The organism is Ruegeria sp. YS9 (assembly GCF_024628725.1).
In the GTDB taxonomy this organism is placed as follows: Bacteria; Pseudomonadota; Alphaproteobacteria; order Rhodobacterales; family Rhodobacteraceae; genus Ruegeria; species Ruegeria atlantica_C.
Genome location: NZ_CP102409.1, coordinates 2,537,811 through 2,554,525, shown reverse-complemented (window position 1 = coordinate 2,554,525; position 16,715 = coordinate 2,537,811). Strand labels below are relative to the sequence as shown.

Here is a 16,715-nt window from a genome sequence, read left to right as displayed (position 1 = left end):
TCTGGAAATGGACGGACGGCTACGCTCGAATTTGCAGCGAAAAGTGTTGATTTGAGTCAATGCTAGTTGCTGCAAGTTCACTCATACTGACCCCTCACAAAGGAGGGAGTGCGGCATGTTCAAAATAATTGTGGTTGGCTTGGATGGATCAGAGGCGTCAGAAGCAGCTCTACGCGTTGCCTGTGATATCTCAAGCAAATATGGCTCCCAAATTCACCTTGTCCATACACCTCAGCCGCAAACCGTGGCTTTCGCAATGGGCGCTGTTGCTGGCTATCACGCCGTCACGACAATGCCTTCAGACGAAGAGGTTCAGCAGGCAGCAGACAAGATCATTTCCGCGGGCAAAGAGATTGCCAAAGAGTACAATCAGACGGTTTCGCAAACGCATACCCAACGCGGTGATCCGGTCGACGAGATCATAGCACGCGCCGAGCAATGCGATGCTGACCTGATTGTGACGGGCCGCCGCGGATTGGGAAGCATTGGTAGCCTGATTCAAGGGAGCACCTCTCAAGGCATCAGTCGGAATGCCACTTGTGCGGTTTTGACCGTTGCCTAAATTTCAAACTTGGTCCCAATCGGCACAAAAACGATGACGATCAATAAGCTTTGCATTGAAATCTCGTGGCAGAATTAAGTTTCGATGGCTACCCCGTGACGCTGAACTCCCGACTGTGAAAATGGAGTCAGATATCCACTGCTTCATGACGGTGGCACGAAAACGGAGGCTGAAACAGAGGTCATGGGTGCCTGTGGCGATGACCGGCGACCAAACTGTGTTAGGCGAAACTACCCGAACTGTGGCGGAACAGATGAACTTCCCCTTCCTATTTGTGCATTGGTTCAAGGTCAGAAGATAGACTGTACAATCCCTGATACGTAAATCCGTGCTAACTTTGGAGCCCGACATGAACACCCCGCGCCTGTTCGACGCTCATAAACCCTCTGAAATTGCGACATTAGTTGAGACTGCTGGGGTCACAAAGGCAAAGTTGCCATTGGCACCCGTGTTCGTTCTTGCGATGCTGGCCGGGGCATTCATAGGGTTTGGCGCAGCGGCCTATACGATGGCGGTTACTGGCGCAGACAGCGCTGCGGGGCCGATCCGCGTTCTGGGTGGCGCGGTGTTTTCCCTGGGCCTTATCCTGGTGATCGCAGGTGGTGCAGAATTATTCACCGGCAATGTTTTGATGGTGATCGCAGCGGTCGACCGCAAGATACCACTGCGACTGCTGTTTCGAAGCTGGGGTATCGTCTACGCCGGAAACTTCGTGGGCGCCCTCGGGCTTGCGTTGGCCTTCTCTCTGACCGGCTTGCTCGAGGGGCCGATGGGCAATACCGCCGTGGTGATAGCCGATGCCAAAGCGGGGTTGGAACCGATGGAGGCCTTCGCCCGTGGCGCACTGTGCAACGGGTTGGTATGCCTTGCTGTATGGCTGTCCTTTGCCGCCCGCAGCGTTGCCGGCAAAGTTCTCGCCGTTTTGTGGCCCGTCACTGCTTTTGTGTTGCTGGGACTCGAGCATTCGATTGCGAACATGTTTTTCTTTCCGCAGGGTTGGGCGGCGGGGGCAACTGTGCCGGTTTTCTCAGTGGCGACCAATCTATTGTGGGTTACTCTGGGCAACATTGTCGGCGGGGCGGGAGGAGTCGCCTTGGCCTACTGGTTTGCTTACCTTGGCGCTACTAAAGGGTAAGACCCACTTCTTCGATCACTGCGCCCGCCAGAACAAAACGATCGGTTTCAGTTGGTTTTGAAGGCGTTGTCTAATTGTGCAGCCCAGAACAAGTTTTTCCTGCACTCAATAGTCTAGATGCCAGGAGCATAGTTGTCTTCGTGGTCGATATCGGTTGTCGCATGATGTTGCAACACAAGGGGAAGCGGCACAGGCTTGCCTAAGTCCGCTGATCGGGATGCGAGTCGGTTGATCAGTCAGATATGAGAGTTGGATGCGGAGGTGACTCACCGTCCACGAGGCAAGGAGATGGCGCATTGGCTGATGACGGTGCCGGGAATTGGGCCGTTCTTTACCACTGCACTAATTGCCCTCTCGTTCCCGAACTGGATTCTTCGCCAACATCTAAATTCATTGATCCTCGTCAAGATTGGAAAAGGCAAGATGTGATACAATTGATGCCTAAAATGAGGGCTATCATGGAAGAATTAGTCGATATTGGAAGAACATTTGTTCAGGCGATGCGTGATCGCAGGGGCCTTACAAATGTTGATGAAATGTATGCCGAGAACGCTCAATCCATAGAAGCGGTTGTGCCTCCGGTTCGACAGTTTCGCATCACCAAAGGCCGTGATGCTATCAAAGGGAAAAGAGAGGATTGGCTGGCAACTCATGAAATTATCGAATTTGACGTCGATGGCCCCTATGTTCATCCCCCAAACCGCTTCAGTGTGCGATATAAGGCTGACGTAAAGCAGAAGGAAACTGGGCAACGTATCACTTTGAGTGAGATTGCAGTTTATTCAGTAGCAGACGGAAAGATTGTACTGGAAGAGTTTTTCATGTTGCCGAAGTAGCAGGGGCAACCCGCAATACTGATGCAGTGTTGGTTTCATCCGCACGCTGGAAGCGTGACTTTTAAGTGCTTTGACACGATGGATGGACAATTGGGCATTTGTTTCGACCGCGTGATGCTTGCCCATGCGCAACAATTCCGTCAGTTCGGCGCAACCGAAATCTAAAGTCACGTCGTGAAATCCGCATTGAGCCATTGATGCGGGTTAACAATCAGACTGCTGCGCCGGATTTCTACCCGAGTTTGGCCTGAACAACCGTCTAAAGGGCTCTGTTTGATCCAAAACAAAGCGTTTTGCGGGATTTGAGATAACGTCACCTAGTAGCTCTAACCGCGGTACGCCAGATCATGAAAAAGAATGTGCGCGCAATACTGATCGTCGTAATGCTCCTTCTCGCAGGTGCGGCGTTGTACATATTCGTTTCAGAAGACAGCAGTGAATTGCCAGTTGGATTTGTACAGGGCAATGGACGGATAGAGGCCGAACAAGTGGAAATTGCCCCCACCTTCGCAGGGCGGGTTGCACAGGTTTTGGCGGCAGAAGGCAACTTGGTTGTTGTGGGTGAACTGTTGGTCAAGATGGACACCGATGAACTGTCTGCAGCGCTTGATCGCGCCAAAGCCGAAGTAGCATTGGCGCGTCAAGCCAAGGCCGAAGCCGAGGCTGTTGTTGTCCAACGAGAAAGCCAACAGCGTCGCGCGGCGCAGGAACTGGAACGGGCAAAGGCACTGTTGGCCGGTCAAAACATTTCGATGACAGTCTTTGAAGATCGCGAAACCGCATTTCAGGTTGCCGACGCCGTTCTGGGTGCCGCCAAGGCCCGGGTTGCAACCTCGGACAGCCAGATCGCGGCTGCCGAAGCCGAAGTGCGCCGGATCGCCGCCCAGATCGAGGATGCTTCGCTTGTTGCCCCTATGCCAGGGCGCATTCTTTACAGACTGGCTGAGCCCGGTGAAGTTGTTGGCGCGGGTGAGTCGATCCTTACGCTTCTCAGCTTAGAGAACGTCTATATGGACGTGTACCTGCCCGCACGCGAAGCGGGGTTGCTGCCCATCGGGGCTGAGGCGCGCATCGTACTTGATGCCTTGCCGGATTTTGCCGTTCCTGCAACCGTCACTTTTGTATCCCCCGAAGCCCAGTTCACTCCGAAGCAGGTAGAGACATTGAGCGAGCGTGAACAGTTGGTCTTTCGCGTTCGGGTTCGCATTCCTGAGGATCTGATCACAGAACGGATCGAACATGTGAAAACTGGCCTTCGCGGTATCGCTGTGATCAGGCTTTCTTCTGACAGTGTATGGCCGGAATATCTGGAAAGGCGGATTCCACCCGAACTGTTCGAATGAATTCCCAGGCGGGCCCATCTGATTTCTGCGTCAGTGGTGTCACGCATAAGTACCGCCAGCGGACAGCACTCGATAACCTGTCGCTTAACCTGCCGGTAGGTCAGCTTATTGGGCTGATCGGGCCTGACGGGGTTGGCAAATCAACGCTTTTGGGTTTGATCACCGGCGCGAAGAAGCTTCAATCCGGCACGATCAAGGTTCTTGGAGGTTCGATCGACGACCGTGCCCATCGTCACAAAATCTGCCCAGCGATCGCATTTATGCCGCAGGGGTTGGGCCGGAACCTCTATGCAGAATTGTCGGTGCGCGAGAACCTTGAGTTCTTTTCGCGTCTCTTCGGACAAGGGCAGCAGGAGCGTGACATCCGGATCGTAGCATTGCTGTCGGCAACCGGGCTTGCGCCATTCTCTGATCGGCTGATGGGAAAACTCTCGGGCGGCATGAAACAGAAGCTTGGGCTGTGTTGTGCACTGATCCATGACCCTAAGCTTTTGGTTCTGGATGAGCCGACCACCGGCATCGACCCACTGTCGCGGCGTCAGTTCTGGGCGCTGATCGACGCGGTCCGAGAGACTACACCCGACCTCTCCATACTGGTTTCGACAGCTTATATGGAAGAAGCCGAACAATTCGACTTTATCGTCGCGATGGATGCCGGGCGCATGCTTTTCCATGGTTCTCCGGCAGAATTGAAGGGGGAAGCCAGCGATCTTGAAACGTCCTACCGGCGGTTGCAGGCGCACGGAGATCCCCTGATCGCACCAAGGAAAGCGCCTACACGTCACCGTGAGGCAGACCCGGTGATCACGGCACGCGGATTGACGCGGCACTTTGGCGATTTCACGGCAGTCAATAACGTCGAATTCTCGATCAACCGTGGTGAGATTTTCGGCTTCCTCGGGTCGAACGGCTGCGGCAAGTCGACTACCATGAAAATGCTGACAGGTCTTCTGCCCGCAAGTGAGGGTGAGGCGCTGTTGTTCGGAAGGCCGGTTGATGCACGCGACCTGAGGATGCGTCGCGAGATTGGCTATATGAGTCAGGCATTCTCGCTTTATGGCGAGTTGACCGTTCGGCAGAACCTCCAGCTACATGCCCGCATCTTTGCGATCACGGACCGCGATAGACGTATCGATGAACTGGCGGAACGTTTTGGCCTGATTGCACATATGGACATGCTGGCCACGGCGCTGCCACTTGGCATCAAGCAACGTCTCTCCCTGGCGGTCGCTGTGATCCACCGACCTCGCGTACTGATCCTGGATGAACCAACTTCGGGGGTGGACCCTGAGGCGCGCGACTCGTTTTGGGCGTTGCTGATCGAGCTTTCGAGAGATGAAGAAGTGACGATTTTCGTCTCGACCCACTTCATGGCCGAAGCAGAGCGCTGTGATCGGGTGTCGTTCATGCACGCGGGCCGTGTTCTGGCTGAGGGAACACCGGATGAGTTGATCGCCGGAGCACAGGTAGACAGTCTGGAAGAAGCATTTGTCACGGTATTGAAGGCAGCTGACCCTCCGGCACCGGTGAAAGCTCCTGAGGCATCGGTTCATGCCCTTGATGACAGCGCTGGCGGGGGTATCAGGCGCACACTGGCATATACGAGGCGTGAAACCATCGAGATTTTGCGCGACCGCGTGCGTTTGGCGTTTGCGTTCCTGGGCTCGGTGATCCTGATGCTGGTCTTTTGCTATGGGATTACGCTGGACATCGAAGAACTGGATTTCGCGGTACTGGATTTGTCACAGGGGCCAGAAAGCCGCGCCTACATTGCAGAGATTTCAGGATCGCGCTACTTCAACCCAACGCAGCCACTGACGAGTATCGATGAGGGCCATGAACGGCTGGCCCGAGGAGATGCCTCGCTGGTTGTCGAACTCCCACCTGATTTCGGGCGCAAGATCCGCTCTGTTGAAGCAACGGACGTGCTTGCAATTGTGGACGGCGCAATTCCGTTCAAAGGCGAGACTGTAGAAGGCTATGTGGCGGGGCTCCACAATACCTTTTTGGCGGCAATGGCCCGCCAAAACGGTGTGCATCCGGTCGAGATCGCCCGTATCGAGCCACGCTTCAGGTACAATCAGAGTTTCGAGAGTATTGCCGCAATGGCCCCGGCCATGCCTGCGATCCTTTTGATAATGTTACCGGCAGTTCTGATGGCGGTCAGCGTCGCACGTGAAAAAGAGTTGGGAACAATCACTAATTTCTATGCAACGCCAACGACGCGGCTTGAGTTTCTGGTTGGCAAGCAAATCCCTTATATCGCAATCGCGTTCGCCAATTTCCTGCTCTTGGCTGGAATGACGGTCTTGGTTTTTGATGTACCGCTCAAAGGCAACCCGGTTCCTCTGGCAATCGGCGCGTTGCTGTATGTCTGGGCTACAACATCCTATGGGTTACTCATTGCGACCATGACTTCAAGCCAGGTGGCCGCTACCTTCGCCACCGCGATCGCCTCGGTCGTACCTACGATTCAGTTCTCCGGGTTGTTACAACCGGTGTCAACGCTTGAAGGCGGCGCGCAGACAATCGGGTCGCTCTGGCCGTCATCCTATTTCCTGCATCTGAATGTCGGCGCCTTCACCAAAGGGCTGGGCTGGGATGCGCTTGCCCCTGATCTTCTGGCCCTGGCCTGTTTCGGACCGGTGCTGACGTTGATCGCTGCCCTTTTACTTCGAGCACAGGAGAAATGAATGCAACGGTTGTCCTGCATCTTCTGGCTTGGCTTGAAAGAAATGATGAGCCTTCGGCGTGATTGGGTGATGATGGCGCTGCTGGTCTGGTCATTCACGCTGGCACCCGTGATGGAGGCGACGGGGGTTTCGAACTCGGTCAACAATGCTTCCATTGCATTTGCCGATGAGGATGGCTCGCCCCTTTCACGGTCTCTTGCCACGGCATTCTTCCCTCCGGAGTTTCAACCCGTTGTCCAGATCGCACCGGGTACCGGAGCCGAAAAGATGGATGCCGGGCATTTCCTGTTTGTGGTCGCGGTGCCACCAGGGTTCGAGAAAGATGTTCGCGCCGGGCGCACGCCGGAAATTCAGGTTCTGATTGATGCGACGGCGATGGAACAGGCTGGGATTGGTGCAAACTATATCATCAATATCCTCAACGCCGATATCCGTCGCTTTGCCATTGGTGCGGACCTGGCTGAGTCATTGCCCGTCGATATCATCATGCGCAGTGCGTTCAATCCCAACCGTGATACCGTTCGTTTTGCCGGCATCGTGGCGCTCATCGGCCAGATCATGTGGCTGACCACGATCCTCACCGGTGCCGCGATGATCCGCGAGCGTGAACATGGCACAATCGAACATCTGCTTGCGATGCCGCTTACCCCGTTTGACATTGCGATGGCCAAGATTTGGGCAAACGCAGCGGTGGTTCTTGTCGCGGCCGCCTTATCGCTGACCTTTGTTATGCAAGGTTTCCTGGGGATCTACATCGCGGGGTCGAAGGTGTTGTTTCTTTTTGGCACCGCGCTGTTTCTTTTCACAGCAACCGCACTTGGGGTATTTCTTGCAACGATTGCACGCTCAATGGCGCAGTTCGCACTATTGGTAATGCTGACTGTCCTTCCGATGCTGATGCTGTCGGGAGGTGAGACACCGATCGAGGGGCAGCCCGACTGGCTTCAGGTCGGAACATCGATCCTTCCGTCCCGCCATTACATGTCCGCCAGCCAATCCATCATCTTCAAGGGTGCTGGGTTTGAAACGGTATGGCCAGAGTTCCTATGGATGGCGTTACTGGGCGCAATCCTTCTGGTGTCAAGCCTGATACTTTTCAGACGCTCGTTGGCGCAATAAAGCCAGATCAGTTTGCCCCTTGGCTTGGACGTATGATTGGAAATGCGCCTTGTTTCATTCGGAATACTGATACGGCCGGGTTGTCCTTTTGGCGCGATACCGAGGACGCTTGGTTGCGCAAGATCAAGGTAATTAGACGCTTTTTTTGCAATAATACCGCCTCCCCCCAATCGCACCAAAAGAGGAGGATCAGAAAATGCTTGAAGATAAAAATACCCCGCAACTGTTTGCCGGAACACATCCGCTCTCTGATAATTTTCGACGCGAAATGGAATCCATGATGTCGCGCTTTTTCGGGGGCGCAGCGCCATTCCTTCCGCTGGAAACAGCCGCGCAACGCACGGGCTTCCCGTCGTTGGACATGACGGGTGCGATTTCGCCGGCGATTGACATCCACGAAACGGATACAGCGATCATTCTCACCGCGGAATTGCCGGGTCTCGAAGAAGACGATGTCGAAGTCGAAATCAAAGACCGTAGATTGACGCTGCGGGGCCAGAAGAATGTTACGCATGATGACACAGGCGATCTGCGCGTTAGCGAGAGAAGCTATGGCAGTTTCACTCGGACAATGACGCTGCCTGATGCAGTCGATATCGAGGAGATTTCCGCTGCGTTCGACAAAGGCGTCCTGCACGTCACGATGCCGAAAACAGAACCTCAGGATCCCAGCCGGAAGATTAAGGTCTCATCGAAATAGGAGCAATAGAGGCGCACGCGCAACCATCATGGTCCGGGCAGCATGCGCGGACCCTTGGTGTTCTTAAAACGAGCACATTATTGCCCACCATAGCGGTTTCACTGCTGCGCATGATAATGTGCCAATAGGGCTAGAGAACTGAGATGGACAATGCGGACGCCGGACAAAAGCGATGTGGAAAGTGAAACGGGCGATGTCCGTGCATTTCTGGAGAGCTTGACGGGGCCGTCCCGCGGAACCGTTACCTGGCTTGTCGGCAACGCTTTGGCTGCTTCGGTGGGTCCTGATCGTATCCTGAAGTTCAGGCGAAAAGAGGATTTGCCCCCGCATGACGAAGACGTGGCAACCATTCAGTGGTCGCAAGGCGGTTACGCGCTAAACGCTTTGCCTGGCCGGGATATCTGGGTCAATGGTCAAAAAACTGCTTCGGCAGTTCTTGGGCATGGCGACATGATTGAGTTCGGTGCAGAGGGGCCCATGTCGCGCTACAGGGTGTGTGACCACTCATTCCCGGCACATCACACGGTCGAAGACATAATAAGTGACGCTTATGTGTATGCGCGCTCCAGCCGACGACCCTTCGCCAGAAAAATGTCCGGTGCGCTGCGCGAAGGCGGGCGTCGGCTGACATCACAAACCACGGTTTTGTTCAGGGTTACCGTTATCGGTGTGCTTCTTCTGATCTTTGCCTTTGGCTATTTGCTTTTTCAGAACGATCGGAAGCTGGCGGACAGCCTTAAACAGGAGTCTCTCAAGATCGAGGCGGTTGCTGTCATGCTTACGCAGACGCGAGAAGATGCACTGACGGCGGATGATCTGGTCGCGCTCAGAGAAGCGTTTGACAACCAGGTGATTTCCACCGAGCAGCGCCTTGGCACTTTGGAAGAACGCGCTGGTGCGTCAAGGCGAGTTATCACAGCCTCGACGCGATCTATTGCCTTTATCCAGGGTGCTTACGGATTGCGACAGACCGAAAGCGGCAAATTGCTGCGGCATGTGCTTGGCCCGGACGGGGAGAAACTAAAAACTCCATTCGGAAAACCATGGATTGAGCCAGATGCGGAAGGCGCGCCGGCAGAATTTCAGTTCACCGGAACCGGGTTTCTATTGCAGGACACATCTCTTTTGGTGACCAACCGTCATGTCGCCTTGCCCTGGACGACCGGGGATCGAGCGCAGGCCCTGAAGGCAGCAGGGCTTGAAGCAGAGATACTTAGCCTGCTGGCTTATCTTCCAGAACAATCCAAGCCAATGGAAGCGGTATTGCTTAGGGCAAGCAAAACGGCCGATCTGGCGCTTCTGTCCGTTGATGCGAACCGTGTTCAAGGGCTTGGACTTTCACTGGCACCTCACCCGACGCGAGCAGGTGAAGAAGTTTTCTTGCTTGGATTTCCGACTGGCCTTAAGGCCTTGATTGTGCAGGCTGGGCCGGATTTTCTGAAAACGCTTGAGAGAGACGGCGCTGTCGATTTCTGGACTATTGCAAAACACCTTTCAGAGCAGAACAAGATCAGGCCTCTGGCCAGCCGGGGGATCGTCGCCCAGACCAGTCCCGGTGCAGTCGTTTATGATGCTGAAACCACAACCGGCGGAAGCGGCGGACCTGCCCTTAACCGAAACGGCGAGGTGGTTGCTATAAATGCCGCGATCTTACCCGAATTTGGCGGCTCGAATATTGGCGTTCCGGTGTCACACCTCAAGATACTTCTCGATGAAAGCGATTGATCCGCATATTCAATCGGGCGTCTGATAAGGCGAGTTTTGCACCAGAAAAACCACAGCCAGTGGGATGATGACAGAGATCAAGCCCACGGTAATCAGCAAGTTCCCCAAATGGCTATAGTCAGCGACGGAGGCAACTGTACCCGTTCTGGGATCGGTAACCGCGCGGGTAACGGTAAAGATCTGATTCAGGTATTTTGTACCGAGACTGCTTGCTGACAATGCCATGTTGGTGAACGAAGCCATGACCGCAAAAAAGGTAGCCTTCAGATGTGTTGGGGCGTTGCGCGCGATCCAAGCCAACATTGGGACCATCGCGATCTGACCCAGCGGTGACTCAACGGCTGTGTCAAGAATGGCGATAAACCTTGCATCCACGACCCCACCTGTGCGCGCGGCCGTCCATTCATGCACCCCGTAGTACAAGGCAAGGTTTGGCAGGGACAACACTCCGGCGGCAATCGTGAGTAACACTACAACCTGCGCAATCGAACGACTTGCCATAAACGGCCTGAGGATAATCAGGCCAAGCAGAGCAAGTAGTGAGGTCAGAAGCGCTAGAATGGCCAGGAACTGTTCGTCAAACCCAAGCTCGTCGATCTCGAACCAGGTCAGGCCCGGTCCTGGCAAGGGAACTGCTCGAAAAACGAAAATGATAGTTGCTGTCCCGATCAGAACTTTGGCCTGTTTCGACTCTAGCTCTCTCAGCAAACGCGACATGAGGTAGAGAATAACCGTGAGCGACACCGCAAAAACGGTCTCTTGCGCGAAGGCAAAATTTGCGGTTCCCAACACTATGCTGAGAACAACAAACGCAAATCCGCCCAGCAGTATCGGCCACCTGACTTCGGTGGTTTGATCTGGTCTGTGCAGAAGGTGTCCTCGACGAACGAGGCGACGCTGTATCAGAGCGTGAAGAACCACTCCACTGACGGACAACAGTGGGATAGCCAGGGCAATGAGATAGACCCGACCGTAGAGAACCAAACGATCGGCTTTCTCCAGATTTTCCGCCCCCGAAAAAATCCAGATGTTAACCGCGGCGACCCCTGCAAACCCGGATATGATCGCAATCCTGCCGAGGGTCTGCATGGTGGTGTGTCGGGCACGAACTTCGTCCTGAATAAACGCGCGTCCGTCTCGGTCCGATTGCGGCACTGCTTCGACTGTCATGGCGTCAGCAACGACATCCTGAATGGCATAACCTGAAGGAGCCAACATCAAGGCAACGACGTACCAATCCTCAAGTGGCATAATGCCGGCCATTTGGTCAGGCGCAGCCACAAGCCTGTACATGATGAGCAATGACGCCGTGATAAAGGATGCGCCAACAACAATCAGCAGGGATTTCCAGCGCCAGAACAGGTCAACCAGATGACCCAGCGGCATTTTTAGAATCCATGGCAACCCGGCCCAGAATGCCAATCCCGCAACAAAAGCGGCGGATAGATTCAGATAGTCCTTAAGAAAAAACGCACCGACGACGGATGTTAGCCCCGAAACCCCGGCCGCAAAGTAAACCATCAATGGTGGCAGGTAAGACCATTGCAATTGCGCGATCAGATCGACGAAAGTCCGGTGCCACCAGCCTGAAATCCGCCTTCCAAATGTTGATCGGTCAGTGTTCATGCGTCAGTCGGACCCCGTTCTGGTGACCCCGTGCTGTCGGTTTTCCTCTCAGAGAAATCCGGCACCAAAAAGCAGAGCGCTGGTCAGCACCCCAAGGATTGGTACAACAAGAGGTACGCGGAAATGTTCCCGAGTTGACCCCGGCCGGGACTTCAGCAATATCAGCGAGATGTTGACCAAAACAAACACTCCCAAAACGATCTGGGATGTGCGTTCCGCTAGTATGCCGATTGGCAAAGTTTGCGTCAGCAGAAGAATTATAGCAACTACCAACAGGGTTGCGACGACCGGTGTTTGGGTAACCTGCGGGACAGTCGCCAGTATTTTCGGAAGATGATCCCGGTCGGCAAGACCATAGATCACCCGCGACGCCATAATCATCTGGATCAAGACGCCATTGACTGTTGCAACGACTGCGACTGCGGCGAACCCTTGTTTGATTACTTCGGGTGCGTCGAAGAAAACCAGCGTGAGTGGGGCGGCCGAGGTCGACAAGGTATCGATAGGAACAACGAGCAGGACCGTGATCGAGGTCGCTAGATACAAACCCGTCGCCAGAACGAGCGTCAAAAGGATAGCCTTTGGAATTGTGTGGGTTGGGTCTTTTACCTCTTCCGCGACGTTTGCCATGTCTTCAAAGCCGACAAAGGCAAAAAATGCCAGCAGAGATGCCGCCATAATACCACGCCAGGTACTGAGCTCGAGTCCCGGAATCATCTCACTAATTTCATGGCCTTGCGGTTCCTGCACAGACATGCCCCAGCCAATCACAAAAAGAAGCCCCGCGATCTCGATGACCGTGATCACGGCTGCCACAAATACCGATTGTGTAATGCCCCAGATTGCAATCAGCCCCATGACCGACACAACGCCGATCGTAAGCAATGCGGTGCCAAGCCCCGTCAGGGTGTGAAGGTATGAGGCCGCCCCAATCGCAACAGCGGAGGCTGAAATAATCCCAGACGCAGCAACGGCAAGACCGATTAGAACCGCCATCCAGCCCCTTTGAAATCCCGCTTCAACGTATGCCGCTTCACCCGCGCTTACGGGATAGCGTGTCGCGAGTTCGGCGTACGACAAAGCCGTCAGCGAAACGACGAGCGCTGCAACAAGAAACGAAACTGCAGCATAAGGGCCCGCGGCCTCGGCGGTTGCGCCGACAAGCACATAAATTCCCGCACCGACGGTAACACCGAGCCCATATAATGTAAGCAACGGGGTGGTGAGAGAACGTCGGAGTTTAGGGGACGGTGGATCAACTGTATGCATTCACCTCACTCCTTGATGGGCAATTGCCGGGTTACCGAAGCAGTGCCGCAAACAAGCACCCCGATGATAAACCAATGGCTCATCACCGCTCATGCCGAGCTTCTTCTGAAACATTCATACTTTGATATGTAATTCTTTGTTTGGCATTGATCTATATCATCAGGCTCTAAGACTGATCAAAGAGGCGGATCCGAATGCTGCGACCGTCGTTTCGTGATGGTTTTTCCCAGCTGGTACTCAAAGGTTGAATATGAGCGAGATCAATGAAGCATTCATTCGATATCGCGTATTTTCAACTCGAAATGCCGATCTCGGAGGAGGAACAGATGCTAGTTTGTCGCGGACTTCTTTTGTCAATATTTGCTGCAAGTGCTGCACTGGCGCAGGATATTGACCTTCAAAATGGGCACGATCTCTACAGAACTTATTGTTGGCAATGCCATGGTTTCGAGGCCACAGGAGATGGTCCAATGGCGGAGATGCTGGCAATAAGGACACCTGATCTGACGAGGCTCGCGGCCCAAAACGACGGTGTTTTTCCGATTGAGGCGGTGGCGCGTCAAATTGATGGTCGCGCACCATTGCTCGCGCATGGTGGAGAAATGCCCATTTTTGGACCAGCTTTGGATTCAGATCAAAAAGTTGCGCTGACGATGCCTGACGGCCAACCGATGTTCGCAGGTGTGCCGTTGGCGAATGTGATTGCGTATCTTGAGTCTATACAGACTGAATAGGTTGGCACAAAGCCCACCCTTGGATTGCAGGACACCACTACCACGTTTGCCGGCGGTGGTTGATTTACATTAAGGCAAGTTTCCACGATCTCAGTTAATATTCAGCATTTAGAGATGAGGAGGAATCTCCGATGCCTGAAGAGAAGCCAAAATCAAGTTACTCCAACGCACTTGTAGATATTTTCAAGCAGATGCAGCCGACTACTACAGCCAATCCGTTTCTGGGCGCTCAGCTTGAGCAATTTTGGGACACGCAGGAGAAGTCACTGAAAGAGGCAGAGGCCTTTGCTCAACATTGGTTTGAGAGGCGTCACGAGGCTGTGCGAACCGCGCTGAAAGCTGCGCGCTCGGCGTCTGCTGCAGACCCGACTGATCCGGCGAAAGCGCTGCAATCCATAGCAGAGTGGCAGAAGCACTCAGCCGAACGCCTTGTGGCTGACGCACAGGAATGGTTCGAAACAGTTGCCCGATGTGCAGCATATGCAGCGGAAACCGAAGTCGAAGCTGTCGAAAAGACAATGGATGATGTTGCAAGCACAGCTAAGAAGGCGGGTAAATCTCCGAAATCCGATCCGGTATAGAGAGCCGTATTACCGCAGAGGTCGGAACGATCGCAGCTGGAGCAATGGAAGGTAGCTCATATGTATAAAAACATTCTGGTACCAGTCGCACTGGACAAAGATCACGATACACAGGCCTCATTTGAAGCTGCTCGTTTGCTGGCGAATGCCGATGCGGAATTCACAGTGCTTCATGTGCAGGAACCGATCCCTGCATATGTGGCATCTCAGATACCCGAGGAAGTTCTGGCAAACACACGAAAAGAGCTTCAGGAAGGCTTACATCGGAACGCTGGAGAGCTAACGGGCGCGAAACCGCGGCTTATCTCGGGGAGCGCTGGCCGCGCGATCGTTGACTTCGCAAATGAAAATGACATCGATTGCATAGTGCTAGCATCACACAAGCCGGGGATCGAAAACATTTTTATTGGGTCGACTGCGAACCGGGTCGTTCACAACGCAAATTGTTCTGTCCACGTGATCCGCTGAAATGGTTTCTAGTGAGTGCCGCACGTCGATTATGCGGCCGGTTACTCGATATTGCAGACCTTGGCGCAAACGCGGCGAATTTACCCTTTGTCCCGCGACTCGTTCCTTGCCTGACGAAATCTTGCTGCGCCCGACACGAATGGCGGCTGTTAACACAGCATTGCCGCGCTAAAGATGATGCCTGCGCGGCAAAATCCGTGCTGCGGGCGCTCGCAGCGAAAAAATCAAATTCACGGGTTAGGCTCCTTGCAGACCTCCGAGTTACCGCAGCATCCTGTAGCCAAACTCGGATCGTGCCGATGAGAACGGCCCATTCCTGCCATTTTCCGACTGGTCGAGATGCTGCGGTCGCAGCCCGCATTCCGGACATTCGCTGCAAGCACGAACTCAGGGCTTCGTCGATCTCACACAATGCGGACCGAGACGCCATTTGGCCAAGAAGTTGAAGGTCAGATTTGTCCGGTAAGGTCGGCTTCTGCCAAGTTACCAAAAGTAAACTCGGCGCGGGTGAGAAAAGGCGCGTTTTCTGCAAGTTTTCTCAATTCTTCAAGTGATAAATACAACGGCGTTGACGGATCAAGTCTTGCTTGAGCACGGCTTCGGAAGAATTTCCCGTACTCTTCCACATAGACACGGTCCTTTGGCGGCATGTCAGCGAGATGGTTGGTCAGGAAGTTGTCGTAGTGGTGAACCGCTTCCGCAAACCTGTCCTGCCGATGCCGCGCCATTGCACGAAAAAGTTCCGCCTTGGCCAAGAAATATGGTTGCGCTTGGAACCCGTCCAGGCGGTCAAGAACGCCCTGATAGTCACCTGCTTGCATTGACTTCACTGCCTTATGAAAAATCCCAGCGGCCCTGATATCGCGGATGAGTTTCATAGGTCCGCCCCATCATCTGCGCCGCTGGCGTCTCCGAAAGGCATTATTGCCCAAGCTCCTTGATTTCCCGCTGAATCGACCATTCGATCAGCTCAGCCCAAAGCTTGTGCGCGAGGTCTGGGTCCAGCCCCTGTTCCGACGCGGTTGTGCTGACCTTGTCCAGCACCGCAGCAACCCGATCCGTTGTGCGTGCGGGCAATCCTTCAATCTTCTTCAGATCCACTGCCCGGTCGATATAGTGGCTCCGCTTGACCAGCAGGCCTATCAGGTCCGTATCGATCGCGTCGATTTGGACGCGGAGATCGGCCATGGTCTGGCAGGCATTGGGCGCGAGAAGGGTCGTCATGTTTTGATTTCCTTTGGTAGTTTTGGGTCTAGCCGAGAAGGTCGCGGAGGAGCTTTACAGCCCTCGCGGACCTCTCTTGGCAAAAGGTCTCCGATGGCTGAGGAAGGCGACCTATGACGCGCCTGATCTGCTGATCGCCAATCAACAGGTCGAGATAGAGCGCCACAGCCTCTCTGGTATTTTCGAAGTTGAGCACGCCCTCGTCCCGGGCACGCAGCAACACCCGTTCGAGCAGTGGAAACACTGCCTCCCGCCCCGCCTTTGAAAGCGTCGCGCCGAGTTCACCGCTACTATCGGCTGCTGCGGCTCGATTAAGGGCAACAGCGCGATCACCTGTTAGCAAATCCAAAAGCTTCGGACCCAACGTTCCCAGAATTGAAAGTGCGTCGTTGTCGGTTTGCAGTTCGGATTCCAGATGCGCTTTAACTTCTTCAGCGTTCTTTGTGACAAGTGCGCGGAACAACCCCTGTTTGTCCCCGTACCAGTTGTACAACGTCTCATTCGAGGCGCGCGCATGCTTGGCAATGCCCTGCATGGACGTTCCTCCGTACCCTTTGGCCTCCAACACTTCGTATGCAGCCGCCTCGATCTGTTGCTGACGCAGGGATCGCTTCTCTTCACGCAAAATTATTCTCCAGCATGTTGACAGAAACCGTAACGATAATTACGGATATATGCAACCGTAATCACCGTTACGCTT

16 protein-coding genes are annotated in these 16,715 nt (G+C 54.2%); 11 read left to right on the top strand and 5 right to left on the bottom strand.

The window, feature by feature from the left end; genetic code table 11:
* The first annotated feature begins 115 nt into the window (after positions 1–115).
* From NOR97_RS12950 to NOR97_RS12915, 8 genes are all read left to right on the top strand, one after another.
* Positions 116–562 (top strand): universal stress protein, encoded by a 447-nt coding sequence (locus NOR97_RS12950; RefSeq protein WP_257599359.1) that lies wholly within the window; start codon positions 116–118, stop codon positions 560–562.
* A 349-nt stretch (positions 563–911) separates the two neighbouring features.
* A complete protein-coding gene (locus NOR97_RS12945; RefSeq protein WP_257599358.1) occupies positions 912–1,697 on the top strand; it encodes a formate/nitrite transporter family protein in 786 nt (261 codons plus the stop codon).
* A gap of 296 nt (positions 1,698–1,993) precedes the next feature.
* Positions 1,994–2,533 carry a nuclear transport factor 2 family protein gene (locus NOR97_RS12940; protein ID WP_257599357.1) on the top strand — a complete coding sequence of 180 codons (540 nt, stop codon included), beginning with the start codon at positions 1,994–1,996 and terminating at the stop codon, positions 2,531–2,533.
* 383 nt (positions 2,534–2,916) lie between these two features.
* Positions 2,917–3,876, top strand: coding sequence for an HlyD family secretion protein (locus tag NOR97_RS12935; RefSeq protein ID WP_257599356.1), 960 nt, complete (start codon positions 2,917–2,919; stop codon positions 3,874–3,876).
* Entirely contained in the window at positions 3,873–6,569 is a 2,697-nt protein-coding gene (gene rbbA, locus NOR97_RS12930; RefSeq protein WP_257599355.1) for a ribosome-associated ATPase/putative transporter RbbA, read from the top strand. The genes NOR97_RS12935 and rbbA overlap by 4 nt, the downstream gene beginning before the upstream one ends.
* Positions 6,570–7,688 (top strand): ABC transporter permease, encoded by a 1,119-nt coding sequence (locus NOR97_RS12925; RefSeq protein ID WP_257599354.1) that lies wholly within the window; start codon positions 6,570–6,572, stop codon positions 7,686–7,688.
* Positions 7,689–7,884: 196 nt separating this feature from the next.
* On the top strand, positions 7,885–8,388 hold the full coding sequence (locus NOR97_RS12920) for an Hsp20/alpha crystallin family protein (protein WP_257599353.1): 504 nt from the start codon (positions 7,885–7,887) through the stop codon (positions 8,386–8,388).
* A 150-nt stretch (positions 8,389–8,538) separates the two neighbouring features.
* On the top strand, positions 8,539–10,113 hold the full coding sequence (locus NOR97_RS12915; protein WP_257599352.1) for a trypsin-like peptidase domain-containing protein: 1,575 nt from the start codon (positions 8,539–8,541) through the stop codon (positions 10,111–10,113).
* 9 nt (positions 10,114–10,122) lie between these two features.
* On the opposite strand, the gene NOR97_RS12910 is transcribed toward NOR97_RS12915, so the two are convergent.
* Complete coding sequence (locus NOR97_RS12910) at positions 10,123–11,739, bottom strand: hypothetical protein (protein ID WP_257599351.1); 1,617 nt, start codon at positions 11,737–11,739, stop codon at positions 10,123–10,125.
* A gap of 48 nt (positions 11,740–11,787) precedes the next feature.
* Entirely contained in the window at positions 11,788–13,008 is a 1,221-nt protein-coding gene (locus NOR97_RS12905; protein WP_170411519.1) for an APC family permease, read from the bottom strand.
* Positions 13,009–13,271: 263 nt separating this feature from the next.
* Here NOR97_RS12905 and NOR97_RS12900 point away from each other — a divergent pair, with 263 nt between their 5' ends.
* The 3 genes from NOR97_RS12900 (at position 13,272) to NOR97_RS12890 (ending at position 14,791) form a co-directional block, all read left to right on the top strand.
* A complete protein-coding gene (locus NOR97_RS12900; protein WP_257599350.1) occupies positions 13,272–13,742 on the top strand; it encodes a cytochrome c in 471 nt (156 codons plus the stop codon).
* 131 nt (positions 13,743–13,873) lie between these two features.
* Positions 13,874–14,323 (top strand): phasin family protein, encoded by a 450-nt coding sequence (locus tag NOR97_RS12895; RefSeq protein WP_257599349.1) that lies wholly within the window; start codon positions 13,874–13,876, stop codon positions 14,321–14,323.
* Between the two features lie 60 nt (positions 14,324–14,383).
* Entirely contained in the window at positions 14,384–14,791 is a 408-nt protein-coding gene (locus tag NOR97_RS12890; protein WP_257599348.1) for a universal stress protein, read from the top strand.
* A gap of 449 nt (positions 14,792–15,240) precedes the next feature.
* Here the strand turns inward: NOR97_RS12890 and NOR97_RS12885 are convergent, their stop codons facing one another.
* The 3 genes from NOR97_RS12885 to NOR97_RS12875 are packed head-to-tail and all read right to left on the bottom strand — an operon-like array spanning position 15,241 to position 16,640.
* A complete protein-coding gene (locus tag NOR97_RS12885) occupies positions 15,241–15,669 on the bottom strand; it encodes a hypothetical protein (protein ID WP_171638576.1) in 429 nt (142 codons plus the stop codon).
* Between the two features lie 43 nt (positions 15,670–15,712).
* On the bottom strand, positions 15,713–16,015 hold the full coding sequence (locus NOR97_RS12880) for a chorismate mutase (protein ID WP_171638574.1): 303 nt from the start codon (positions 16,013–16,015) through the stop codon (positions 15,713–15,715).
* Positions 16,016–16,043: 28 nt separating this feature from the next.
* The gene (locus NOR97_RS12875; RefSeq protein WP_171638572.1) at positions 16,044–16,640 is read right to left on the bottom strand and encodes a TetR/AcrR family transcriptional regulator; all 597 of its coding nucleotides are present in this window, start codon (positions 16,638–16,640) and stop codon (positions 16,044–16,046) included.
* Between the last annotated feature and the right edge of the window lie 75 nt (positions 16,641–16,715).